This window comes from Wolbachia endosymbiont (group A) of Colletes cunicularius, from assembly GCF_964264715.1.
Classification (GTDB): Bacteria; Pseudomonadota; Alphaproteobacteria; order Rickettsiales; family Anaplasmataceae; genus Wolbachia.
In genome coordinates this window covers 381199-405460 of the sequence record NZ_OZ183471.1, presented here as the reverse complement: position 1 = coordinate 405460, position 24262 = coordinate 381199, and the positions used below count along the sequence as shown (strand labels likewise).

Genomic DNA, 24262 nt, shown 5'->3' with positions numbered 1-24262 from the left:
CAGAAAAAGTGGAGAGAAAGTTAAGACGTTTTTGTCATGAGAATGATGCATCAAATTGTGCAGGAATGCAATAATTAATAGTAGAATGCCTACGTTGTTTGTTATAAAAGATTTCTATGTATTCAAATATGGCAGTTCTGGTTTGTTGAGCGAGAATAAGCAGCTCTCTTTTGAGTGAACTTTTCTGCAACAGAGTTATCGTAACAACATCCCTTATGGCTCATGCTGGAAATGATGTTTTTTGTATTCAATAGAAATTGGTAATTTTGAGAGGTACCCTTGATCGCTATGTAACAGCAGATTTTTATCGGGTTTGCGCTTATTAACGGCCATCAATAAAGAGTCAATAACCAATTGTTTATTTATTGAGCTACTCATTAACTATCATACGTGAATATAGGTCAATTATTGCTGCCAACAACCTTCCTTAGTTTTTATATAAGTAATATCGTTTACCCAAACTTTATTTGGCTGATCAGTGGTGAATTTTTGATCCAATGTGTTCGGAGCCACAACTCGGTTGCTTATTTGCTGTTTTTTATTTTTGAACCTTCGTCTAAGTTTGGCTTTAATGCCATTTTCTTGCATAACACTTTGTACTGTTTTGATGTTATAATTTTTGCCTAAAGCTTTTAATTCAGCGTGAATTTTAGGGATCTGCATTTGGATGCTTTTTTTGAATATCTGCTAGAAGCCCATCTCTTGCTAATTCCTTACTGCTTTTTCCCTTAGCAACCCATTTATAATAACCACCAGCAGATATGTCTAAAACCCTACATAGTTCCTGTATTTTATAGCAATTTCTATATAAAAGAATACTTTACTCTTTTTGTTTGGTCAGGGCTTTTTTTTTAAATGTCTCTTTCTCTTGTTACTCTTGCTAGTTCTTTTTTTAGATCAAATCTCTCTTTGTCATAAGGAGCCTTTGCCTGGAAATGCGTATGCTTCTGGCATTTTTCCATCATATTTTCTTACTTAACATACTGCCATCTATACCTAGATCTTTTGCTATTTTTGTACTTCTGTTTCTTTAACCAGCTTAACAGCTTCTAATTTGAATCCTGCTGTATATCCCCTTCTATTTGCCATATTTTGAAAAAACGTTTTATTTTACTCCAAAAACGTCTTAACTTTCTCTCTACTTTTTCTGGGTAAGGTCAGAGTATCCACTTTAACCTCTCTAAATTTGCTCATAACCTCTTAACTTGAAGCGTATGACTCCCTACCTGGATGACAGATAGTAGTGCGAAAGCCTATTACAACTTACTTTTAATTAGTCTAACCCATGCGTGCCAATCCCTCTCACCAAGATTGCTTTCAAAAGATAGGAGATCCTTTACAGCTTTTGAGCAAATTTCTTCACTTGGAATTGATAACTCCCTATTCATTGCTAACGTTAAACATTGAGTTTTGCACGCTCGTTCTAAATGATACGTGTAAAACATTGCTTCTTGTATAGTCCGACCACACGTTATAGATCCATGATTGCGCATTAACATGACAAAATTTTCTTTCAGATCAGCTATTAACCTCTTTCCTTCTGTATTGCTAAGTGCTAGGGAATTATAATTATGGTAAGAGATTTTATTGTAAAAGTGCAGTGCCCATTGACTTATTGGAAGTAGTCCATCTTTTAGAGAGGAAACTGCTACAATAGAAGGTGTATGCAGGTGAAAAATTGCTTGAATGTCTTTCCTTGCTTGATAAACAAAACCATGAATTATATAGCCAGTTTTATTATATTGATATTCTGTACCCTCAATCACATTTCCATCTAGTGATACTCTCATCAATGAATTTTCATTCACTTCGTCAAAGCGTATACCAAATGGGTAAATATAAAACGACTTTTGATCTTCAGAACATACCGAGAGGTGAGTATATGTATGATCATCCAGTTTAAGGTAAGACAAAATCTGATAGGCATAGACTAGATCCCTTTTTACTCTGCTCTTTGTTAACAACACAATCCTCTGTTAGAATCTTCTGAAGATTTATACACGAAAAAGGGCTTGTAGTAAACTAATAAGTCTATGCCACTCTGTCTTGCTTTCTGAATACCAAACACTTCTGTGTTGTAGCTTGCTTAGAGCCTGTCTTCAAACTCAAGAATGAGCTAATTTGTGAAGCATAATAGTGATCATATTAAAGAAGATGTTATTTTTTGAAGTGAGAGGAGAATGCTCATAATCCTTACTCATACGTCTAAAATTGGAGAGCCAAGCAAAGGTTCTCTCAACAATCCAACGTTTGGGAATAACCTGAAATCCTGTATCAACTATTTTCTTGGTAATCGTCAATAAACATCCAGTTTCCAATAAGCAGAGGTTTTGCAATTTACCTGTGTATCCTTGATCAGCAAAAAACTTATGTAATGTTGGAGCTTTGCATTTGGCTTGAACAAAAAGATTTAGTGCACCATCAAGATCCTGAATGCTTGCACTTTGTACTTCAGCAGCAATTACAAGACCTACAGTATCTACAACGATGTGGCGCTTTCTACCCTTTACTTTCTTGCCAGCATCATATCCTCTGGATCCCCTTTTTGAGTAGTTTTTACTGATTGGCTATCTATTATTCCCACTGATGGAGTTTCATTCTTACCAATTATCTCTCTTACTTTTTTAACTAGAAAATCATGAATCTCTTGCCATATTCCACTTTTTTTCAATCGCTAATTACAACTATACACTGTTTTCCATGGTGGAAAATCTTTAGGCAGTTGTCTCCATTGACATCCTGTTCTCATCATATAGCGGATTGCGTTAATAATTGTTCTAATACTATGTTTTCTTGGTCTACCGGTCTTTTTAGGTTCAAAATATAGCTCTATTATCTTCCATTCTTTGTCACTTATATCGCTTGGGTACATTTAAAATATATCTTATAACACACTTCTTAACTCCTTTCTACTTAGTTTGAAGACAGGCTCTCAGAAAACTCAAAAACCCTTCTTCTTTTTGATTTTCTTGTGGTTGAGGTGTGTTATCTTTTTTGTCCGGCTCAGTGTTGGGCTTCTCTTTTACAGAACTCTTGCTCACTGAGGGACTAACGATTTGTGAATCGTGCTTTGATGGCTGTGTATCTGTTTGCACAGAAGCTTCAGTAGTCTTTTTTTGTCCACTCTGTTCAACGCTTTTAACGCGAATTCTGGATTAAGGAAGGAAGAAAGTATAGGAAATAGAAGGCTTTGTGGATTTGATGGAATAGGAAATGAGAGTAGAAAAGATATGAACCAAAAAATTAACAGGGGATCTATGGCGAGTGTGTTCAATTTCTAGTCTATTTTTTAGGTAACCAAAAACAGTCTCAATGATAGACCTTTTTCTCAGTAAAATCTTCTCATTTAGCGAAATCAATGTATTTTTCATACCTTTTTTCACCTTGGTAACAAGTTTCAAACCTCGGTCAAACAGCTTCTGAAAAAGCTCTTTTGCAATATAACCTTTGTCACCAAACAAAAGACCGATTAATTTTTCCGTCAGATTTGGCACAGGTATCCTATCATCAACATTGCCTTTTGTTAGCGTAAGTGCATGAATTTCAACATTTTCATTGATTACCATATGTAATTTGAAACCAAAAAACCAGCCGTAAGTGCTCTTGCTTAATTTTGCAATTCCAGCAAAAACTTTGTTTTTGGATATTCTTTTTGCATGACAAACTGCAATGGGAGTTGTGTCTATATATGAAATTCCAGTGTTTTCTGACTGTCCACAAAGCCAATGCAACAACATTGCTAAATGCCACAAAACCCTAGGCTTTAGAGCAACAAACCTGGTATATGAAGGTAACTTTGGAAACTCTGATTTGTAGAGCAACGTTAGGTAATGTAGATAGAAAGTTTTACACGGAGATTGTTGATATAGCAGGATTATTGTCATGATTTCGGAGTGCTCAATTTCCGTTGTTCTTGTGGGGTTTTTACCATTTGGCAGTAGTTTATCTGCAAAATTTTTCTCTATATCTCTGCAAAAATCATCGACCAAACAAAACAGTTTTGTTATATCTTCCATGGGTAACCTCATCTATTTTTTTATCACTGCTGAGTTTACCCTGTTTTCTTGCCTTTTCTATTCTCCTTTATCCAGAATTCACGTTTGTAGAGAAAAAAGAATAGATGATGATCCTAAATATTTAATAAATTTGACTACTGATGAATTTCAAAAATCTTAATTTTTTATTAATTGTGAGATGTGGTACATTCTATCTTCATATAGCTTTCCTCTTCATACCTCAACTAATGAGATTAGAAGCATCAACTCCCTTCTGCAAGCAAGCAGCAATAACAGTGTTCATCATTAGAAATGCAATTGTCATTGGGCCAACACCTCCGGGTACTGGGGTAATAGCTTTGGCTTTCCCTTTTATTCCCTCAAAGTCAACATCACCTACAAGCTCTCCTACATTAACACTATTTATGCCAACATCGATCACTATTGCACCTTTCTTTATCCAGTCTGCTTGAACAAAATTTGGCTTTCCGACTGCTGCAACTACTATATCCGCTTTAGAGCAATATTCAGCTAAATCTTTACTCTGTGAGTGCAAGATGGTAGCAGTGCAATTTTCCTGCAGCAATAGGTGAAACATTGGCTTGCCCACGATATTTGACCTACCAATCACCACTGCGTTTTTACCGGAAAGGTTCTCTTCAATTGATTTAATTAAATGCAAAGAACCTTTAGGAGTGCAAGGTATAAGGCAGTTTTTTTCACCTTTAACTAATCTACCAACGTTTTCATCGTGGAAGCCATCTACATCTTTTTCAATACTTACTGCGTTAATTACTCTGCTTGCACTAATATGATTTGGTAAAGGCAACTGTACTAAAATGCCATGCACAGATCGATCTTCATTTAACTCATTGATTTTTTCAATCAATTCATCTTCTGAAATATTATTAGGCAAAACAATGGTCTCAGAACTTATGCCTATTGATTCTGCTTTTTTCTGTTTGTTGCGAACATAAACCTGACTTGCTGGATTGCTGCCCACGAGAATTACTTTCAGGCAAGGAAAAACGTTATACTCTCTCTTTAAAATATCAATTTTTTGTGATAGCCTCTCACATAGGTCGTTTGCTATTTTTTTACCATCAATAATAATTGTCACTTCCTTGCCACTCCTTAAAGTCAGGTAATTTGATATCAAATAAATCCAATACTTTGCCAACAGAATGATTAATAATATCATCCAACGATTTTGGTTTAATATAGAAAGCAGGCACTGGTGGAGCAATTATTGCTCCCATCTCCGTTAATTTTAACATATTTTGTAAATGCCCAAGATGTAGTGGTGACTCTCGCACCATAAGAATTAATTTTCTTCTTTCTTTTAGCGTTACATCTGCAGCCCTTGTCAATAGATTGGAAGTAACACCTGATGCAATTTCAGACATTGTCTTCATAGAGCATGGTGCTACAATCATTCCTGAGGTTTTAAATGAGCCACTTGCTATTTTTTCTCCTATTTTTTCTTCAGAATAGTAAAAATCTGCAAGTGATGTAATATCTTCAAGTTTTTCTTTAATCTCATGAGCTAGAGTTATTTTTCCAGCACGACTTATCACTAAATGAGTTTCATAACCAAATTTGCAGTGCGTGACGCTGGAATCTATATTTCTTTTTCCCTGGATCCCAGTGTCAGCTACTTGGACAAGAGATCTATTAATATTCCTTAACGCCTCTAAAATACGTACACCGTAAATAGAACCAGATGCTCCACTTATTCCAATTACAATTCTGCTATTCACTTAACTCTTCTTCGTAGTTCATTCCCAATGCACGTTTATAGGTATCAAGCAATATTTCCTGTTCCTCTCTGTCATCATCATCCATCTTCCTCAGCCTAATAATTTGTTTCATCACTTTTGTATCCCAACCTTCATCTGCGGCTTTTGCATATACATCACGAATGTGATCTTGCACATCCCTCTTTTCTTGTTCAAGTTTTTCGATTCTCTCTATGTAACCCTTTAACTCTTCAGTCGTTATTTTTACTGTATCTTCCATGAAACTCCACTCATTAATTGCTCCTACTAGTATTACCAGTTTTTACTTGCACTTCAACAACAGTAATAATATTCTTATCTTTTTTTAAAATCTTAAAGCGAAAACCATACATGGAAAACTCCTCGCCTTCGTCAGGAATGCGCTCTATTTCATTCACAATCATACCTGCTAGAGTTGTAGCTTCTTCATCAGGGAGATTCCAGTGTAACTGCCTGTTAATGTCCCTAATAGTAGATTTTCCTTCTATGTGATACATATTGTCAGATATTTTCTTTATGAAATTCTCCGTGATCAAATCATGTTCATCCGAAATTTCTCCAACTATTTCTTCCAGTATGTCCTCAAGAGTTACAATTCCCTGCAGTGCTCCATACTCATCAATAACAAATGCAAGGTGTTTCCTGTTCTTACGGAAGTTATGAAGTTGCACGCTGAGCGGTGTACTTTCTGGTATAAACCAAGGCCTTGACATAACTTGGGCAATCTCTATTTTACTATCTTTTTCACGCAAGGCGTTTATTAGATCTTTCACGTGAATCACCCCGACAATGTTATCTGGTTCCTTCTGCCATAAAGGTACTCTACTGTGACTACTGGTTAAAATCCCTCTTATTAACTCTTCTTTATTCCGATCTATATCAAGAGAAAACAAATTTCTCCTATGGGTCATAATTTGTGATATTTCTGTCTCAGCCAAATCAAGTATGCTGCTTAGCATATCTAAATCCTGTTGTAACATAGTTCCTTCACTGCGGTGAAGAGTAATCATATTACGCATTGCATCCGCTGCAGATATTACTTCCTTATCTTTATGCAGCCCACATAATTTCAGGATGAGGTTAACAATAAATTGAATACCTAGCGTCAATGGAGAAAAAATCTTTACAAAAAACAATACAAAATAAGCAGAAAATGATGCAAATTTTTCAGGATTTTGAATAGCATAAGTTTTTGGTAGAACTTCGCAGAATAATAAAATACAAAATGTCATTATAATTGTTGATAGGAGAATGCCCTCATTTCCAAAAAGATTGATAAATATTGCTGTAAATAAAGCAGAGCAAGTAATATTAATAATTGTATTGCCGAGCAATACCGTTCCTATTGTCAATTCTTTCTTATTTAATAAGCGGTCTATTATCCTGGCTCTTTTGTTACCGTCTAGCTTTAGCTTATTAACTCGAGAACGGCTAATTGAGGTTAAGCCTATCTCTGCTCCTGAGAACAAAAACGATAAAATTAACAAAATAAAAATTGCTGATGATACTAAGACCAATAACCAATCCATTAAAGTACGATGTTATTGTGATAAAAAACAAAATTAATTTTACATGTTATGAAAGGCATTTGCAAGCCTGAATTTATATTGCCGAATTTTATATATCTTTAATCTTAAAAAATAAATCATAAAGCATATTACACGCCGCATTCACATGCTCATCCTCAATGATAAGTGGTGTGGTTATCCTTACTACTTTGTTGTTTGAAACCCTAGTTATTATTAAACCTTTATCAAGAGATCGACTAATAACTTTATCAGCTACAGGAGTTGCTAGTTCTATTCCCATTAGTAACCCTTCTCCACGAACTTCTGAAATTATCTCAGGAAATTCTTTAGCTAAAGGCAACAGCTTTTCTTTTAAATATTTACTAATTCTCTTAACATGATCAAAAAAGCCTTCTTTTAGCATTATATCGAGCACTGCATTACCAACAGTCATGGCAAGTGGATTGCCACCATAGGTTGATCCATGAGTTCCTGGAGTGATTGCTTCTGCTATGTAATCTTTTACTAAACATGCAGCTAGAGGAAAACCGTTACCCATAGCTTTTGCACAGGTTAGCATATCAGGTTCAATGCCGACATTTTGATAATAAAATAAAGAACCGATGCGTCCATATCCGCATTGCACTTCATCAAAGCACAAAATTATCCCTTGAGCTTTTGTTATTTTCCTTACTTTTTGAAGATATTCTACGTCTAGTGGATATACTCCGCCTTCGCTTTGTATGGGCTCTAAAAACACAGCAGCTGTTTCATCGCTGATTTTTTTCTCCAAAGCTTTAATGTCATTTCTTGGCACTTTATCAAAACCAGAAAGAAGCGGAGCAAAACCTTCGCGTGATTTTTCACTGCCTCCAGCAGAAATTGCAGCAATACTGCGGCCATGAAACCCTCCTTCAATTGTAACAATACGATTACGTTTTGCTTGCCCTTTTGAATAAAAGTAACGACGAATAAACTTAATTGCAGCTTCTGTTGCTTCAAGCCCACTTGAGCAGAAAAAAACTTTATCTGCAAAAGTAAGGGTTGTTAAACGGTCAGCAAGCCTTTCTTGCTCGGGAATAGTGAAAATGTTAGAGCAGTGCCATAGTGAGCTCAATTGCTCTTTCAGTTTGTCTGTAATGTATGGATGACAATGCCCTAAAGAAGCTGTAGAAATACCTGCAGCAAAATCTAAATATTTTTTACCATCTTTGTCAAAAAGATATGCCCCTTCTCCCCTAACTATAGGAGTGTCAAGTCTATTGTACGCATTAACAACATGATCCATTTTATAAGTATTGTGGTATTATCTGTATTATACCTGAAATGAATCCATTAACACAAAGCTTTTCCTTTAACCTCTTATGCTATCTCAACTAAAAATTTGGCTAATGCAAACCCTTTCTGTCATTCTATAGCTAAAGTAACTTAGTTTTACCAACGATTCGCCACTTATTAGCATTGTATAGGGAGAGTAGACCGGCGGACCTTCCCCGCCAGCCGCTCGCAGAACCTTACTATTACCCACAAGTATAGAATGAATGAGCAAGTCTCCATCCTTCTGCTAAATCAAAGAGACGTTTCCATCCCTTCCACAAAGCTATAGGGCCTGGTTCTAAGTCATTTTTGCGAGCTAAAAACCCTCCTAACTTGGCCACCCACCTCACAATTTCTCTTATAGGTGGTGGAGTCTCAGGATAGTTTTTTGTCTTAAGCATTTTGGTATATAAAACCTTCCATTCGTCATCAGTCAGTATGACAGTGCAAGAAAGATTCGGATTTGTTCTAGCTACCAATGTGATAAAAAATATTCTCCATGCAATTATACTCATAATTGTAAGAAAGCGGATCAATCTATCTGCTGTTTGGAGCCTACATTCTTCAACTTTAAGACCGGATTTCAAAATTTTATGAAAAACCTCTATTCTCCATCTTAAGCAATACCATTGTATTTTTTCTACTGCTTCTTCAAAATTATTAATATTTATATTTGTTAACAAAATCCAGTTCATGGGCTCTTCGCCAAATGGGGGATATTTTTCTATAACATAGACAGCATTTAAATTTAAATTAGGAAGTTTTTGCGTTTTACGTCTAGCGTTGTTTTTTGATGCATTCATCACAAAGTTACTAAACTTTACTTCTAAGAGCCTGTCTTCAAACTAAGTAGAAAGGAGTTAAGAAGTGTGTTATAAGATATATTTTAAATGTACCCAAGCGATATAAGTGACAAAGAATGGAAGATAATAGAGCTATATTTTGAACCTAAAAAGACCGGCAGACCAAGAAAACATAGTATTAACGCGAATTCTGGATTAAGGAAGGAAGAAAGTATAGGAAATAGAAGGCTTTGTGGATTTGATGGAATAGGAAATGAGAGTAGAAAAGATATGAACCAAAAAATTAACAGGGGATCTATGGCGAGTGTGTTCAATTTCTAGTCTATTTTTTAGGTAACCAAAAACAGTCTCAATGATAGACCTTTTTCTCAGTAAAATCTTCTCATTTAACGAAATCAATGTATTTTTCATACCTTTTTTCACCTTGGTAACAAGTTTCAAACCTCGGTCAAACAGCTTCTGAAAAAGCTCTTTTGCAATATAACCTTTGTCACCAAACAAAAGACCGATTAATTTTTCCGTCAGATTTGGCACAGGTATCCTATCATCAACATTGCCTTTTGTTAGCGTAAGTGCATGAATTTCAACATTTTCATTGATTACCATATGTAATTTGAAACCAAAAAACCAGCCGTAAGTGCTCTTGCTTAATTTTGCAATTCCAGCAAAAACTTTGTTTTTGGATATTCTTTTTGCATGACAAACTGCAATGGGAGTTGTGTCTATATATGAAATTCCAGTGTTTTCTGACTGTCCACAAAGCCAATGCAACAACATTGCTAAATGCCACAAAACCCTAGGCTTTAGAGCAACAAACCTGGTATATGAAGGTAACTTTGGAAACTCTGATTTGTAGAGCAACGTTAGGTAATGTAGATAGAAAGTTTTACACGGAGATTGTTGATATAGCAGGATTATTGTCATGATTTCGGAGTGCTCAATTTCCGTTGTTCTTGTGGGGTTTTTACCATTTGGCAGTAGTTTATCTGCAAAATTTTTCTCTATATCTCTGCAAAAATCATCGACCAAACAAAACAGTTTTGTTATATCTTCCATGGGTAACCTCATCTATTTTTTTATCACTGCTGAGTTTACCCTGTTTTCTTGCCTTTTCTATTCTCCTTTAATCCAGAATTCACGTTATGAGATTATTATAAATTAAAATGATTAAAAATTTAATAACTTTGATTATGAATCTAGCATATCAACTAACGATATGATTTAAATTTTCTTTCAATTCCACTGTATCTTCGCCAGTTTTGCATACAACCCGTCTTTACTTATTAGGGAGTCATGAGTCCCTACTTCTTCTACTTTTCCGTGATTAATTACTATAATCTTGTCAGTTTTAAGTGCAGTTGATAGTCTGTGTGTAATTACGATCGTTGTTCTGTTTTGCATTAACTTGCTTAATGCTTTTTGCACGAGGTTCTCACTTTTATAATCAAGGGCAGAGGTTGCTTCATCCAGTATTAAAACCTGAGGGTTTTTGAGTATGGCTCTTGCTATTATAATACGTTGTTTTTGCCCTTCAGAAAGTTTTAATCCTCTTTTTCCTACAAATGTATCAAATTTATCAGGCAGCTTATCAATAAATTCCATCGCATAAGCGCTGATAGCTGCTTGCTTCACTTCTTCATATTCAGCACCAGGTTTGCCATATAGTATATTTTCCATTATTGAGCAAGAAAATATCATGTGATCTTGTGGCACTAAGCCAAACAACGATCTGAGGTCATTTAGCGCAATTGACTTAATATTGTGCCCATCGATAGTAATGCTGCCTCTGCTTGGATCATGAAAACGGAGCAGAAGCTTTAAAATGGTGCTTTTACCACTGCCAGATGGTCCAACAATTGAGACAGATTGACCAGCCTCTATAGAAAATGATACGTTATTTAACGCTGGCTTATCAGACTGAGATTCATAAAAAAATGTTACGCCATTAAACGAAATTCCTTTTCGAACACTACAAATTTTTATAGGATCATTGGCATCTGCTATAGAGCTTTTCATATTTTTAAATTCAAATAAACGCTCTACTATTCCAAGACCTCGTTGTAAATCACTGATATTATAGCTCAAATTATTTATAGCTCCTGCTGCGAGCGCTGAATAAAACACAAATGAGGAGAGTTCTCCAATAGTTATATTATTGCTTAAGACTTCTTTAATACCAAAAAAGAGCAAAACAACTAGTGAACCTATCACACACGTGATAACTAGAGTTACTAGAATAGCACGCAAGAGTACTAATTTTACGTATGATTTTGATACTGAGTTTAAATACTCCTTAAAACGGGTTTTTTCATTTTCTTCGAGTACAAACGATTTGATAGTCACTATAGATCGAAAATTTTCCTCACTAAGTGATGCAAGCTCACTTAATTTATCCTGGACAAAGCGTGCATAGCTACGCACTTTTTTTCCAAATGAGGTCATAATAATGAGTAGTATAGGTACTATTGCGGCTGCATACGCAGTTAGGTGCAGATTTGTATATAATAACATGGCAACACTGCCAATTAATATTACAAAATTTCGCAATATGGTGAGGAGGCTGCTATTTATTATTGATTGCAGCGCAGAGGTATCAGTAATGAGTGCTGAGATAACATCTTGTACGCCTGTGTTCTCAAAGAAACTTGGTTGCAAGTCAGTGATACTGCTATATAAGTCATATCTGATTCTTGCAATAACTTTCTCGCTGCCAATGCCAATGAAATATAACCGAGTAAATGCAGTGAGAGAAATGGCTAAAACTATAAGTATTGCAACTAATAGTCTGGTAGTAAAATCGTGCTCTGTGCCAGAATCAATTATGTTGCTTAAGCCTCTGCCAAAGAGGAGGATCGTTAAGGCTGAAAATAAAACTGCAATAAAAGCTATGATGAAATAAGATAGATTAGGCTTTATATAGCAAAATAACTCTCTAATATTAGATCGCATCGTATTTTGAAGTTTCTAAAGTTAAGTATATAGATTTTAGTTTCAGGGGAAAGGGGAAAGGTGTAGCACAATAGCTAACGTCATACCGTGTACAAACGTTGCAATTTTTAAGCAAAGTGATGTTGTTCAAGTAGCTGACACTTGGGGTCTATGTTTTTTCTGGTCACACGCTGGAATGACAAAGTGAGCGTGCGTAGGTGTCATCCCAGTACTTGATACTGGGATCCAGATTGGATACTGAGTTGATGAGTATAAAAGTACAGCTAACACGTCATACCGCCGCGGTATCTTTAGATCCCGCTAACAACTTACTATTACCCATAAATCTAAAAACGTGAATTCTGGATTAAAGGAGAATAGAAAAGGCAAGAAAACAGGGTAAACTCAGCAGTGATAAAAAAATAGATGAGGTTACCCATGGAAGATATAACAAAACTGTTTTGTTTGGTCGATGATTTTTGCAGAGATATAGAGAAAAATTTTGCAGATAAACTACTGCCAAATGGTAAAAACCCCACAAGAACAACGGAAATTGAGCACTCCGAAATCATGACAATAATCCTGCTATATCAACAATCTCCGTGTAAAACTTTCTATCTACATTACCTAACGTTGCTCTACAAATCAGAGTTTCCAAAGTTACCTTCATATACCAGGTTTGTTGCTCTAAAGCCTAGGGTTTTGTGGCATTTAGCAATGTTGTTGCATTGGCTTTGTGGACAGTCAGAAAACACTGGAATTTCATATATAGACACAACTCCCATTGCAGTTTGTCATGCAAAAAGAATATCCAAAAACAAAGTTTTTGCTGGAATTGCAAAATTAAGCAAGAGCACTTACGGCTGGTTTTTTGGTTTCAAATTACATATGGTAATCAATGAAAATGTTGAAATTCATGCACTTACGCTAACAAAAGGCAATGTTGATGATAGGATACCTGTGCCAAATCTGACGGAAAAATTAATCGGTCTTTTGTTTGGTGACAAAGGTTATATTGCAAAAGAGCTTTTTCAGAAGCTGTTTGACCGAGGTTTGAAACTTGTTACCAAGGTGAAAAAAGGTATGAAAAATACATTGATTTCGTTAAATGAGAAGATTTTACTGAGAAAAAGGTCTATCATTGAGACTGTTTTTGGTTACCTAAAAAATAGACTAGAAATTGAACACACTCGCCATAGATCCCCTGTTAATTTTTTGGTTCATATCTTTTCTACTCTCATTTCCTATTCCATCAAATCCACAAAACCTTCTATTTCCTATACTTTCTTCCTTCCTTAATCCAGAATTCGCGTTATGAGCTGATGTCCAACTGTCATTTTACAGCTTAGCTTGCTTAGAGCCTGTCTTCAAACTAAGTAGAAAGGAGTTAAGAAGTGTGTTATAAGATATATTTTAAATGTACCCAAGCGATATAAGTGACAAAGAATGGAAGATAATAGAGCTATATTTTGAACCTAAAAAGACCGGTAGACCAAGAAAACATAGTATTAGAACAATTATTAACGCAATCCGCTATATGATGAGAACAGGATGTCAATGGAGACAACTGCCTAAAGATTTTCCACCATGGAAAACAGTGTATAGTTGTAATTAGCGATTGAAAAAAAGTGGAATATGGCAAGAGATTCATGATTTTCTAGTTAAAAAAGTAAGAGAGATAATTGGTAAGAATGAAACTCCATCAGTGGGAATAATAGATAGCCAATCAGTAAAAACTACTCAAAAAGGGGATCCAGAGGATATGATGCTGGCAAGAAAGTAAAGGGTAGAAAGCGCCACATCGTTGTAGATACTGTAGGTCTTGTAATTGCTGCTGAAGTACAAAGTGCAAGCATTCAGGATCTTGATGGTGCACTAAATCTTTTTGTTCAAGCCAAATGCAAAGCTCCAACATTACATAAGTTTTTTGCTGATCAAGGATACACAGGTAAATTGCAAAACCTCTGCTTATTGGAAACTGGATGTTTATTGACGATTACCAAGAAAATAGTTGATACAGGATTTCAGGTTATTCCCAAACGTTGGATTGTTGAGAGAACCTTTGCTTGGCTCTCCAATTTTAGACGTATGAGTAAGGATTATGAGCATTCTCCTCTCACTTCAAAAAATAACATCTTCTTTAATATGATCACTATTATGCTTCACAAATTAGCTCATTCTTGAGTTTGAAGACAGGCTCTAAGAGATTTTGATAATATTTAACCCACTCGCTTTTCTATTTTCCATATCGCGATGAGCTTGAATTATTTCATCAAATTTATATTTTTTATTGATCCGTACAGTTAAAAGTTTTTTTCTTATCATCTCGAAGATTTCCATTGTGGTAAGCACTAATGTGAATCTATCATGCTTATAATGGTATATTGAGGTTCCAGTTGCAAATAACGAACGTGAACTAAGTAAAGAAAAACTAATAGGAGCGTTACCTGATATCTGCCCATAGGAAACGTGTATGCCGAACCTGCCTAAAGATTCAAAAGAAAGCTTGCTTGTAGCGTAACCTATAGGGTCATACACTGCACCTACTCCTCTGTTTTGCGTAATCTCCATAACTTTAGAAACGAAGTCTTTATCATTGTAGTTTATTGCGTATGTGCAGCCACTTTGTAAAGCTATCTTCATTTTTTCATCAGAGCTTACAGAACCTATCACTACACCTTTTTTATCCTTTGCCCATTGGCATATTATTTGTCCTAAACCACCATTAGCCCCATGAACTAGCACGAAAGCACCAGGCCTAACTTTATAAGATTGATTAACTAAATAGTGAGCTGTCATACCTTTAAACAGCACTGCAGCAGCAACTTCGTCAGATATGTCATCTGGAATTTTTATCAGATATTTCTGGTGTATAATGCGCTTTTCACAACATGCCCCTGGAGGAGCTGTGCAATATCCAACTCTGTCTCCAACTTTGAATCCATCACTGATTTTTTTACCAAGTTTTTCAATAACCCCAACTGCTTCCACTCCAAGCACCGATGGTAAATTTTTAATTTTGCGTGTACCTTTTCTGTGCTCTAAATCATAACGATTTAAGCCGATAGTTGTATGACGTATTAAGACTTCCTCGCCTTTTGGCTCACCTATATTCTTATCTACAAATTCTAATACTTCTGGTCCCCCAGTTTTTTTTATTTGTATAGCTCTAACCATGATGAATGTGAGATAAAAACTTTAATTATGTTATCTAACAATTAATATTTTGCAAAGTTATTGTTTTCACAATCAATAGACTTCTTGCATTACCTCCTGTCATTCCAGCGCGTGACGCTGGAATCCAGATTTTTTTATATAATCAAGTCATAAGATGGCAAAAAGTCAACCTTATCTGTATGAGCTATACATTTTTTCTGGATCCCAGTGTCAGCTACTCGGATGACACCCTATTGATTACTTGAAATGACATGGTTTGCAAACCATACGCGTCAAGTTAAGGGAAAGTAGCATAAGGAAAAAGAAAAGTGGTAAAGATTATTTTAGATATTAAGTAATAAAGCTAGTAATTTATAGACTCTTCTAAAAGAATTATCTTATTTTAGATCAAAATTTCCCAAAAAATAAATGTAACAAACAAGATACCCACTTTAAATGGTGCTATATTGGGCCTTAACTTGACGCGTATGGTTTGCAAACATTCTGTTACTTAAGCTTAAAAAACGTGTATGATAGCGTTATTTCACTTAAATCTTTTGTATTACTATCAAGCATTATCTCAGGATCTATATAGAAAGATACGGGCATAGCTGCTTTTTGTTTTGGTAGCAACATTTGTTCTTCAAAACAAAAGCATGCAACTTTATTAAAATACTTACCTGCTTTGAAAGGCGTAACGTTATATACTGCCATACCAAATGAAGGATGATCAGATAGATTTTTTGCGTAATAAAATGCTAAACTTTGTTCTCCTATGTTTACGTCAACGTAGTTAGTTTCTGATTTAAATTCCCAAGGTAGATCGGACATTATATCAGCATTGAAGTGGACCCTGATTTTTTGGCCAGTTGCACTTATTGTTGCATTAGTTACTTTTCTTGTTGTGCCACCATATCCGGTAGCTTTACAAAAAATACTGTATAGTGGCACAGATGCATATGTAAGACATATCATCGACACAACTAAAGATACTAAAAAGAAAACTATAGAATTCTTGTTATTCTTCCTTAAAAAGGAGAACATTTAGTCCCTGTTATTAAGTAACCTGAGTAGATTGAGAAATATGTTAATAAAGTTAAAATAAAGATCAGTTGCACCCAGTATTGCCAATTTAGTAGTAGCGACTTCTGATCCGTCGTTATATTTATAATAAACGTCCTTGATTCTTTGAGCATCATACGCAGTCATTAAGGTAAAGACTATTACTGATATGAACGATATTGCAAAGTAGAGAGGACTACTTCCAAGGAATAAATTTACTATGGATGCTATAATTATCCCCAAGACTCCCATAATCAAGAAAGAGCCCATACTTGTAAGATCTCTTTTTGTGGTATTACCATATAAAGCCATAGAGCCAAACATAATTGATGTAATGAAAAACGCTCTTGCTATATTTTCTGCAGTATAAACTATAAAAATATAAGATAAGGAAAGCCCCATTAACACTGAGAACGAGGAAAATATAGTAACGGCAGACTGAGCACTTAGGTGTTGAATTCTATACCGCATATAGATCACCAATGCAGCTGGAGAGAATATTATCACAAGCGACAGAACAGGATTAGAATGAATTACCTGAAAAAGACCAGAAAATACCGTTAGAAACGCAACAAGCCCTGTAACGCCTAAAGCTAAAGCCATGTAGTTATATACTTTAGTTAGGTAACTTCTGAGTCCAGCGCTATAATAAACGCCCTGAGAGCGGATATCCTGTTCATTTCTCATGTAAGACATAAATATAACTCCTTTTGTCCATTATTTAACGCATTATAATATAAAACCACATTTTTATCAAGTATTTTTATTATAAACAGCTATGCGCTGGCATTTGTTTTAATATAAATAGAATATAGGCCTATTGCTGCTGCATTTGAAACATTTAAACTGTTAATTGCATTTGACATTGGTATTTTTAAAAGATAATCACAATTTTCTTTAACTAACCTCCGCATTCCTTTCTCTTCAGAACCAAAAATAATTACTCTTTTTTTCTCAAAGCTCTTTATTTCATCTATATTTTCTTTAGCATTGCAATTAAACCCGTAACACCAGTAGCCGACCTTTTTTAAATACTGCATAGTTTTTACTATATTTGTAACGTACATTAGCGGAACAATATCCAATGCTCCACTTGCTGCTTTTGCAATAGATGCATTTTCGCCAGGTGAATGATTATGTGGTAAAACCAATGCGTTGACATTAAAACAAGCTGAAGTTCTTAAAATTGATCCAATATTGTGCGTGTCAGTGACTTGATCTAAAATGACTATAGTAGAGCTGTCGTTTGAGCTTTCAGCTACTTCTTCGATGCTTAAGTTATAAAGAATAGGGGCAACATTTAAAGCAATTCCTTGATGGTTAGCACCTTTAGATAAAACGTCATTAAGTATTTTGTTTTCTACTAATCGAACTTTAATGCCCTTACTATTTACACATTGCCTAATTTCTTTTTCATGTTCTCTATAGAAATTTTCTGTTACTAACAGTTCTATACACCGCCTATTTTTATTCTTCAGTGCTGACATGCAGGTGTGCTTTCCATACAGCCAAAAATTCTCATTAGTTTTTGACGATTTCATCGTATTATCGAAAATCGGGTTTTTATAGAATAAGCAACATTTTACTATGTTTGGATATTGTTGTAAAATTATACAATTCGATTAATGCGTTTATGTCAGACGATGAGTTGGATTGGCAAAAAAATGTTAAGCCAATAGAATGTGGAAAAGTTACTTTGAAAGTTGATCATAAAGTAAATATAAAGTCTATGGTTGATAAAGGTACCTCCGACTTACAAAGGAATTTTCTTAATACCAATAATGGTAACTCATCATTTTGTCTTGACCAAAACACAAAATTAAAAGTTGATAGGGGTAAATATTTTATAAGCGATAAGCTCGATTTGCACGGCTATAGTATAGAGGATGCTTACTGTAAATTGATAGATTTTATTATCAAAAATTATCGAGCAGGAAATAGATGTTTATTGGTAATTACGGGATACGGCAGTGCAACAAATAAAACAGACACTATAAAGAATAACTTAAATAAGTGGTTAAATGATACTAAAATCCAGCATATGGTTCTATACTACCAGCAAGCTACGAAAAAACATGGTGGTAAAGGGGCTTTTTATGTTTTATTAAAAAGGCTTAGGCCCTATTAGCTGCTTAAGTTTCCTTTTAAGCCTTAATTTTTCTTATATAGCCATATAAAAACCAGTGTTCGGCAGCGCGTTACGCACAATTGTACAAACATTGTAGCCGTTATTCAAGTAGCCCGCAGAAACGAAAAAACTTGCTTGACAAACTCCGCCAGCCCCCTTATCATGCTTACTATTACCCACAAGTATAGAATGAATGAGCAAGTCTCCATCCTTCTGCTAAATCAAAGAGACGTTTCCATCCCTTCCACAAAGCTATAGGGCCTGGTTCTAAGTCATTTTTGCGAGCTAAAAACCCTCCTAACTTGGCCACCCACCTCACAATTTCTCTTATAGGTGGTGGAGTCTCAGGATAGTTTTTTGTCTTAAGCATTTTGGTATATAAAACCTTCCATTCGTCATCAGTCAGTATGACAGTGCAAGAAAGATTCGGATTTGTTCTAGCTACCAATGTGATAAAAAATATTCTCCATGCAATTATACTCATAATTGTAAGAAAGCGGATCAATCTATCTGCTGTTTGGAGCCTACATTCTTCAACTTTAAGACCGGATTTCAAAATTTTATGAAAAACCTCTATTCTCCATCTTAAGCAATACCATTGTATTTTTTCTACTGCTTCTTCAAAATTATTAATATTTATATTTGTTAACAAAATCCAGTTCATGGGCTCTTCGCCAAATGGGGGATATTTTTCTATAACATAGACAGCATTTAAATTTAAATTAGGAAGTTTTTGCGTTTTACGTCTAGCGTTGTTTTTTGATGCATTCATCACAAAGTTACTAAACTTTACTTCTAAAACTGTTGTTCTTTGAGGTTTGTTATCGCAAGCAGGAATACTCACTTGTATTTCTCCTTGGCAAGACATGCGATTCATCAAATCCCACAATCTTTCACCACCTTTTTCAGAATAAGTCGACTTCTTGTTTACTGTTCTGTTTTGATTTCCTCTTACTACAAAAAGAGATTGATTAGTGGAAGCAACTTCAAATAAATCATAAATATCTGCTTCTCTATCACAAACGGTAACTACCTTAACATCCTTTAATCCAGGATGTTTAGTAGAGTCTTTAAGTGATGCTATCCACCGTATGCTTTCTTTCTCTTCTATGGGAAGAGCAGTATTATGGCTTCTTCTTTTCAACTCCTTTAGGTCTTCAGCTAAGGGAGGTCTAGTACTAATTTTTTGATCCAATAATCCTATAGGTAGTCCTTCTGTTGTAACTGCAAACGTTGTATGCATCACTAATCCATGGGTTTTAAAATTAGTTGTTTTAGATGTTAATCTTGCTGCTATAATCCCTAATCCTTCGGTCTTTTTATGATTTTTATATGAAATATAACTCGTGTCCTGGATAGCTAAGATAGTTGAGTATTCTTTAGCTCTTTCAATATTTTTAATTATATGACTGTCTAATATCTTTCTTTCAGAAATGGCATCTTTTTGGAAAAATCTATAAGCTGCTTTACTTTGATGCCAATCTTCACAAGCTTGATTTATTGAACACTCAGGCGATTCAGCAAAACTATTAACTATTTTTAGAAGCCTTTTACTTAATCTTATATCACCAAAATTAACAATTCCAAATTCACTTTCTGCCCATTCGCCAGTTGAGGTATTTATAACGCGAATTCTGGATTAAGGGAGGAAGAAAGTATAGGAAATAGAAGGCTTTATGGATTTGATGGAATAGGAAATGAGAGTAGAAAAGATATGAACCAAAAAATTAACAGGGGATCTATGGCGAGTGTGTTCAATTTCTAGTCTATTTTTTAGAGCCTGTCTTCAAACTCAAGAATGAGCTAATTTGTGAAGCATAATAGTGATCATATTAAAGAAGATGTTATTTTTTGAAGTGAGAGGAGAATGCTCATAATCCTTACTCATACGTCTAAAATTGGAGAGCCAAGCAAAGGTTCTCTCAACAATCCAACGTTTGGGAATAACCTGAAATCCTGTATCAACTATTTTCTTGGTAATCGTCAATAAACATCCAGTTTCCAATAAGCAGAGGTTTTGCAATTTACCTGTGTATCCTTGATCAGCAAAAAACTTATGTAATGTTGGAGCTTTGCATTTGGCTTGAACAAAAAGATTTAGTGCACCATCAAGATCCTGAATGCTTGCACTTTGTACTTCAGCAGCAATTACAAGACCTACAGTATCTACAACGATGTGGCGCTTTCTACCCTTTACTTTCTTGCCAGCATCATATCCTCTGGATCCCCTTTTTGAGTAGTTTTTACTGATTGGCTATCTATTATTCCCACTGATGGAGTTTCATTCTTACCAATTATCTCTCTTACTTTTTTAACTAGAAAATCATGAATCTCTTGCCATATTCCACTTTTTTTCAATCGCTAATTACAACTATACACTGTTTTCCATGGTGGAAAATCTTTAGGCAGTTGTCTCCATTGACATCCTGTTCTCATCATATAGCGGATTGCGTTAATAATTGTTCTAATACTATGTTTTCTTGGTCTACCGGTCTTTTTAGGTTCAAAATATAGCTCTATTATCTTCCATTCTTTGTCACTTATATCGCTTGGGTACATTTAAAATATATCTTATAACACACTTCTTAACTCCTTTCTACTTAGTTTGAAGACAGGCTCTTAGGTCTTCAGCTAAGGAAGGTCTAGTACTAATTTTTTGATCCAATAATCCTATAGGCAGTCCTTCTGTTGTAACTGCAAACGTTGTATGCATCACTAATCCATGGGTTTTAAAATTAGTTGTTTTAGATGTTAATCTTGCTGCTATAATCCCTAATCCTTCGGTCTTTTTATGATTTTTATATGAAATATAACTCGTGTCCTGGATAGCTAAGATAGTTGAGTATTCTTTAGCTCTTTCAACATTTTTAATTATATGACTGTCTAATATCTTTCTTTCAGAAATGGCATCTTTTTGGAAAAATCTATAAGCTGCTTTACTTTGATGCCAATCTTCACAAGCTTGATTTATTGAACACTCAGGCGATTCAGCAAAACTATTAACTATTTTTAGAAGCCTTTTACTTAATCTTATATCACCAAAATTAACAATTCCAAATTCACTTTCTGCCCATTCGCCAGTTGAGGTATTTATAGTTCTTTTCATCATATATTCCATTTTTAGACCATAGATCTATTTATAATAGAAAGTTGAATTAGTAAGATAGCAGCTTTTTCTCCTTTTAGATTTATGGGTAATAGTAAGCGCTAACAAGCAGCGGGATGACGAAGTTATCGTCATGCCACCGCGAACCGTCATATCGTCGCAGACCGTCATACTGCCGCGGCGCTAACAAGCAGCGGAATGACGGTTGTCATGGTGTCATGAAAGTAGCTGACACTGGTTTCCATCCAAGAGGGTGTCATCCGAGTAGCTTGACTACTTGGATCCAGAAAACTTAACTTTAAATAAGTGGCTGCATAATAAAGACTAGATTCCAGCGTCACGTGCTGGAATGACACCATTTTCGGTCTCTTAAATTGCTTTAGCTACAAACATTAAGAAATTTACCAAACGAAAAAAAGGCAAAAGAAGCCCCGTGGTGCGAGTTTTGACTCTATATTACTGTAAGTGGCGCTGTAATAATGTGCTAACGCTTAAAATAAGCGCGATTTGGCTGAATGTAGAAAAAATAAAAAAGACATGCAGCCGCTATAATTTTATGTAATCCGCCAATAAATACCCTGAGTTTTTTACTGAATTTTGTCATTGAGCCTGCAGGTCAAAAACAAGTTTTGAGTCATAAATACCCTTACTGTCACAATAAGGGGGCTGGCGAAGGATGTCAAGCAAGTTTTTTCGTTTAAGCCGTTTCTATAAATCCAGATTTCAGCGTTATGCGCTGGAATGACAACGTAAGGTAAATTTTTCAACATCCCAAAATTACAGAATTTAGTCTGTTTAATTAGGTGTGAACTGTTACACGAAAATTTTGTAAACAGATTAATATGCCCTGTTTTTGCTATTCATCTAAAAATGGAACCATAGAGTACGTTGATGAGCATAAGCAAATTTTAATGCAAAAATTACTATCAGAAAATAGATTATGCAAGAGGTCTAATTATTCTGCCGCAATTTTGCTCTATCACACTTGCCACATTTAATATTCCAGCTTCGTCATAATAATTTCCAATCACTTGCAAGGCAAGTGGTAAACCCTCATTGGAAAGCCCAACAGGAACAGAAATAGCAGGCAATCCTGCAAGACTTGCTGGCACGGTAAACACATCATTGATGCACATAATTAGCGGATCTGGCTTTTCATTTAAGCCAAAAGCTTCTGTTGGAGCAGATGGCACAAGTATGTAATCTATTTTTTCAAACGCTTTTATAAAATCATTTCTGATTAATGCTCTAATGCACTGCGCTTTTTCGTAATATTCATTATAATGACCTGAAGAAAGCGCATAAGCGCCAATTAAAATTCTTCTTTTCACCTCTTTACCAAAACCTTCTGCTCTTGTTAGTGAATACATTTCTTCAAGGGTATCAGCATCAACCCTTAATCCATAACGCACACCATCGTAACAAGCAAGATTGGATGAAGTTTCAGCAGAACAGATTAAATAATAGACCGGTATTGCATATTCAGTATGTGGCAGAGTAATGTCAACAACTTCAGCGCCATTTTCTTTTAAATAGGAAGCAACTCTTTCCCAATTATGAACTATTTCCTCTGAAATTCCATCCATCCTATATTCTTTTGGTATACCAATACACTTACCCTTGACATCACCATTTATAAAGCTGGAAAATTTAGGAGCTGGCTTTTCGCTCGATGTTGAATCTTTTTTATCATAGCCACAGATTGCTTCCAGCATTAATGCTGAATCAGAGACAGAACGAGTAATGACTCCTGCTTGATCCAGAGAACTCGCAAATGCAATCATACCAAAACGCGAGCATCTTCCATAAGTTGGCTTTATTCCAACTACTCCACAATAAGCTGCTGGTTGGCGTACAGATCCACCGGTGTCGCTTCCTAACGCTCCAGCGCATAAAAATCCAGCAACCGATGCTGCAGATCCACCAGATGATCCACCAGGAACAACTTTTTCCCCATCACTTTTTCTAATCCACACATTTTCAACAGGGCCAAAATAGCTGTTTGTGTTCGCAGAACCCATAGCAAATTCATCCATATTAAGCTTACCGAGCATGGCTGCTCCACTTTTTAAAAGCAAGTCAGACACCGTAGATTCGTAAGTCGGAACGAAATTTTCCAGCATTTTTGAGCATGCTGTTGTTTTTATTCCTTTTGTACAGAATAGATCTTTGATGCCAACTGGTATACCCATGAGCGGCGAGATTAAATCATCCTTTTGCCTAGAGAAATGTTCATCTGCAGCTTTAGCAGCTTTCATTGCTATCTCTGGGGTTTTTGTTATAAATGCATTTAATTTCTCATTTTCAACCGCACTGATGTGCGCCTCCACGAGTTCAACAGCGGAAAAACTCCTTTTTTTGAGCCCGTCATGCATTTGTGTAATACTTAACTTTTTTAGTTCATTCATCAATATTTAATTTTTAGCAAGACATTAATTATAACATGGCACGATAAAAAATCCATACATTTATAGTTACAGC

General features: G+C 35.3%; 28 protein-coding genes and 3 pseudogenes. 5 read left to right on the top strand and 26 right to left on the bottom strand.

The genetic code is table 11. The annotated features are described in order from the left end of the window. Positions 1–34 precede the first annotated feature (34 nt). The 15 genes and pseudogenes from ACFELZ_RS02295 to ACFELZ_RS02225 all read right to left on the bottom strand — a co-directional run bounded on the left by ACFELZ_RS02295 (position 35) and on the right by ACFELZ_RS02225 (position 12350). A complete protein-coding gene (locus ACFELZ_RS02295) occupies positions 35–190 on the bottom strand; it encodes an IS3 family transposase (RefSeq protein WP_375316419.1) in 156 nt (51 codons plus the stop codon). Positions 191–405: 215 nt separating this feature from the next. Continuing rightward, positions 406–663, bottom strand: coding sequence for an IS3 family transposase (locus ACFELZ_RS02290; RefSeq protein WP_264328803.1), 258 nt, complete (start codon positions 661–663; stop codon positions 406–408). A gap of 593 nt (positions 664–1256) precedes the next feature. Continuing rightward, a complete protein-coding gene (locus tag ACFELZ_RS02285) occupies positions 1257–1967 on the bottom strand; it encodes a class II aldolase/adducin family protein (RefSeq protein ID WP_253307196.1) in 711 nt (236 codons plus the stop codon). Between the two features lie 138 nt (positions 1968–2105). Next, on the bottom strand, positions 2106–2489 hold the full coding sequence (locus ACFELZ_RS02280; RefSeq protein ID WP_375316621.1) for a transposase: 384 nt from the start codon (positions 2487–2489) through the stop codon (positions 2106–2108). Between the two features lie 17 nt (positions 2490–2506). Further along, entirely contained in the window at positions 2507–2671 is a 165-nt protein-coding gene (locus tag ACFELZ_RS02275) for a hypothetical protein (protein ID WP_375315781.1), read from the bottom strand. Between the two features lie 3 nt (positions 2672–2674). Further along, on the bottom strand, positions 2675–2872 hold the full coding sequence (locus ACFELZ_RS02270; RefSeq protein WP_375315805.1) for a transposase: 198 nt from the start codon (positions 2870–2872) through the stop codon (positions 2675–2677). Positions 2873–3155: 283 nt separating this feature from the next. Next, positions 3156–4016 (bottom strand): IS982 family transposase, encoded by an 861-nt coding sequence (locus tag ACFELZ_RS02265; protein ID WP_375315786.1) that lies wholly within the window; start codon positions 4014–4016, stop codon positions 3156–3158. A 220-nt stretch (positions 4017–4236) separates the two neighbouring features. Further along, positions 4237–5115: a bifunctional methylenetetrahydrofolate dehydrogenase/methenyltetrahydrofolate cyclohydrolase FolD gene (gene folD, locus ACFELZ_RS02260; RefSeq protein WP_375316418.1), complete on the bottom strand. Its 879-nt coding sequence runs from the start codon at positions 5113–5115 to the stop codon at positions 4237–4239. After that, positions 5099–5755 (bottom strand): UbiX family flavin prenyltransferase, encoded by a 657-nt coding sequence (locus tag ACFELZ_RS02255; RefSeq protein ID WP_375316417.1) that lies wholly within the window; start codon positions 5753–5755, stop codon positions 5099–5101. Before ACFELZ_RS02255 ends, folD begins: the two co-directional genes overlap by 17 nt. Further along, positions 5748–6014 carry a DUF2312 domain-containing protein gene (locus ACFELZ_RS02250; RefSeq protein WP_375316416.1) on the bottom strand — a complete coding sequence of 89 codons (267 nt, stop codon included), beginning with the start codon at positions 6012–6014 and terminating at the stop codon, positions 5748–5750. The genes ACFELZ_RS02255 and ACFELZ_RS02250 overlap by 8 nt, the downstream gene beginning before the upstream one ends. Before the next feature lie 13 nt (positions 6015–6027). Beyond that, the gene (locus tag ACFELZ_RS02245; RefSeq protein WP_375316415.1) at positions 6028–7302 is read right to left on the bottom strand and encodes an HlyC/CorC family transporter; all 1275 of its coding nucleotides are present in this window, start codon (positions 7300–7302) and stop codon (positions 6028–6030) included. An 88-nt stretch (positions 7303–7390) separates the two neighbouring features. Next, entirely contained in the window at positions 7391–8569 is a 1179-nt protein-coding gene (locus tag ACFELZ_RS02240; RefSeq protein WP_375316414.1) for an aspartate aminotransferase family protein, read from the bottom strand. 232 nt (positions 8570–8801) lie between these two features. After that, positions 8802–9428: pseudogene (locus ACFELZ_RS02235) on the bottom strand (IS4 family transposase); the annotation flags it as partial. Positions 9429–9596: 168 nt separating this feature from the next. After that, a complete protein-coding gene (locus tag ACFELZ_RS02230) occupies positions 9597–10457 on the bottom strand; it encodes an IS982 family transposase (protein WP_375315786.1) in 861 nt (286 codons plus the stop codon). A gap of 177 nt (positions 10458–10634) precedes the next feature. Beyond that, positions 10635–12350, bottom strand: coding sequence for an ABC transporter ATP-binding protein (locus ACFELZ_RS02225; protein WP_375316413.1), 1716 nt, complete (start codon positions 12348–12350; stop codon positions 10635–10637). 417 nt (positions 12351–12767) lie between these two features. On the opposite strand from ACFELZ_RS02225, the gene ACFELZ_RS02220 reads away from it, so the two are divergent. From ACFELZ_RS02220 to ACFELZ_RS02205, 4 genes are all read left to right on the top strand, one after another. Beyond that, positions 12768–13628, top strand: a complete 861-nt coding sequence (locus tag ACFELZ_RS02220; RefSeq protein ID WP_375315786.1) for an IS982 family transposase — start codon at positions 12768–12770, stop codon at positions 13626–13628. A gap of 118 nt (positions 13629–13746) precedes the next feature. Next, positions 13747–13944, top strand: coding sequence for a transposase (locus ACFELZ_RS02215; RefSeq protein ID WP_375315805.1), 198 nt, complete (start codon positions 13747–13749; stop codon positions 13942–13944). A 3-nt stretch (positions 13945–13947) separates the two neighbouring features. Further along, positions 13948–14112: a hypothetical protein gene (locus ACFELZ_RS02210; RefSeq protein ID WP_375315781.1), complete on the top strand. Its 165-nt coding sequence runs from the start codon at positions 13948–13950 to the stop codon at positions 14110–14112. Beyond that, positions 14055–14513, top strand: coding sequence for a transposase (locus ACFELZ_RS02205; RefSeq protein ID WP_375316627.1), 459 nt, complete (start codon positions 14055–14057; stop codon positions 14511–14513). Before ACFELZ_RS02210 ends, ACFELZ_RS02205 begins: the two co-directional genes overlap by 58 nt. 15 nt (positions 14514–14528) lie before the next feature. On the opposite strand, the gene ACFELZ_RS02200 is transcribed toward ACFELZ_RS02205, so the two are convergent. The 4 genes from ACFELZ_RS02200 to rlmB form a co-directional block, all read right to left on the bottom strand. Continuing rightward, complete coding sequence (locus ACFELZ_RS02200) at positions 14529–15506, bottom strand: quinone oxidoreductase family protein (RefSeq protein WP_375316412.1); 978 nt, start codon at positions 15504–15506, stop codon at positions 14529–14531. Positions 15507–15992: 486 nt separating this feature from the next. Next, the gene (locus ACFELZ_RS02195) at positions 15993–16529 is read right to left on the bottom strand and encodes a cytochrome c oxidase assembly protein (protein ID WP_375316411.1); all 537 of its coding nucleotides are present in this window, start codon (positions 16527–16529) and stop codon (positions 15993–15995) included. Next, entirely contained in the window at positions 16530–17243 is a 714-nt protein-coding gene (locus ACFELZ_RS02190) for a Bax inhibitor-1/YccA family protein (protein WP_375316410.1), read from the bottom strand. An 80-nt stretch (positions 17244–17323) separates the two neighbouring features. Then, entirely contained in the window at positions 17324–18088 is a 765-nt protein-coding gene (gene rlmB, locus ACFELZ_RS02185) for a 23S rRNA (guanosine(2251)-2'-O)-methyltransferase RlmB (RefSeq protein WP_375316409.1), read from the bottom strand. Positions 18089–18180: 92 nt separating this feature from the next. On the opposite strand from rlmB, the gene ACFELZ_RS02180 reads away from it, so the two are divergent. Further along, a complete protein-coding gene (locus ACFELZ_RS02180; RefSeq protein WP_375316630.1) occupies positions 18181–18675 on the top strand; it encodes a Smr/MutS family protein in 495 nt (164 codons plus the stop codon). A 172-nt stretch (positions 18676–18847) separates the two neighbouring features. Here ACFELZ_RS02180 and ACFELZ_RS02175 read toward each other — a convergent pair whose 3' ends face one another. The 7 genes and pseudogenes from ACFELZ_RS02175 to gatA all read right to left on the bottom strand — a co-directional run bounded on the left by ACFELZ_RS02175 (position 18848) and on the right by gatA (position 24189). Next, on the bottom strand, positions 18848–20308 hold the full coding sequence (locus ACFELZ_RS02175; protein WP_375316629.1) for an IS4 family transposase: 1461 nt from the start codon (positions 20306–20308) through the stop codon (positions 18848–18850). 6 nt (positions 20309–20314) lie between these two features. Further along, positions 20315–20455, bottom strand: a pseudogene (locus ACFELZ_RS02170) (IS982 family transposase); the annotation flags it as partial. A gap of 12 nt (positions 20456–20467) precedes the next feature. After that, complete coding sequence (locus tag ACFELZ_RS02165) at positions 20468–20851, bottom strand: transposase (protein ID WP_375316621.1); 384 nt, start codon at positions 20849–20851, stop codon at positions 20468–20470. A 17-nt stretch (positions 20852–20868) separates the two neighbouring features. After that, positions 20869–21033, bottom strand: a complete 165-nt coding sequence (locus tag ACFELZ_RS02160; protein WP_375315781.1) for a hypothetical protein — start codon at positions 21031–21033, stop codon at positions 20869–20871. Positions 21034–21036: 3 nt separating this feature from the next. Further along, positions 21037–21234: a transposase gene (locus tag ACFELZ_RS02155; RefSeq protein WP_375315805.1), complete on the bottom strand. Its 198-nt coding sequence runs from the start codon at positions 21232–21234 to the stop codon at positions 21037–21039. Between the two features lie 58 nt (positions 21235–21292). Continuing rightward, positions 21293–21784 (bottom strand): annotated as a pseudogene (locus ACFELZ_RS02150) (transposase DNA-binding-containing protein); the annotation flags it as partial. A gap of 935 nt (positions 21785–22719) precedes the next feature. Next, the gene (gene gatA / locus ACFELZ_RS02145; RefSeq protein WP_375316628.1) at positions 22720–24189 is read right to left on the bottom strand and encodes an Asp-tRNA(Asn)/Glu-tRNA(Gln) amidotransferase subunit GatA; all 1470 of its coding nucleotides are present in this window, start codon (positions 24187–24189) and stop codon (positions 22720–22722) included. Positions 24190–24262: the final 73 nt, after the last annotated feature.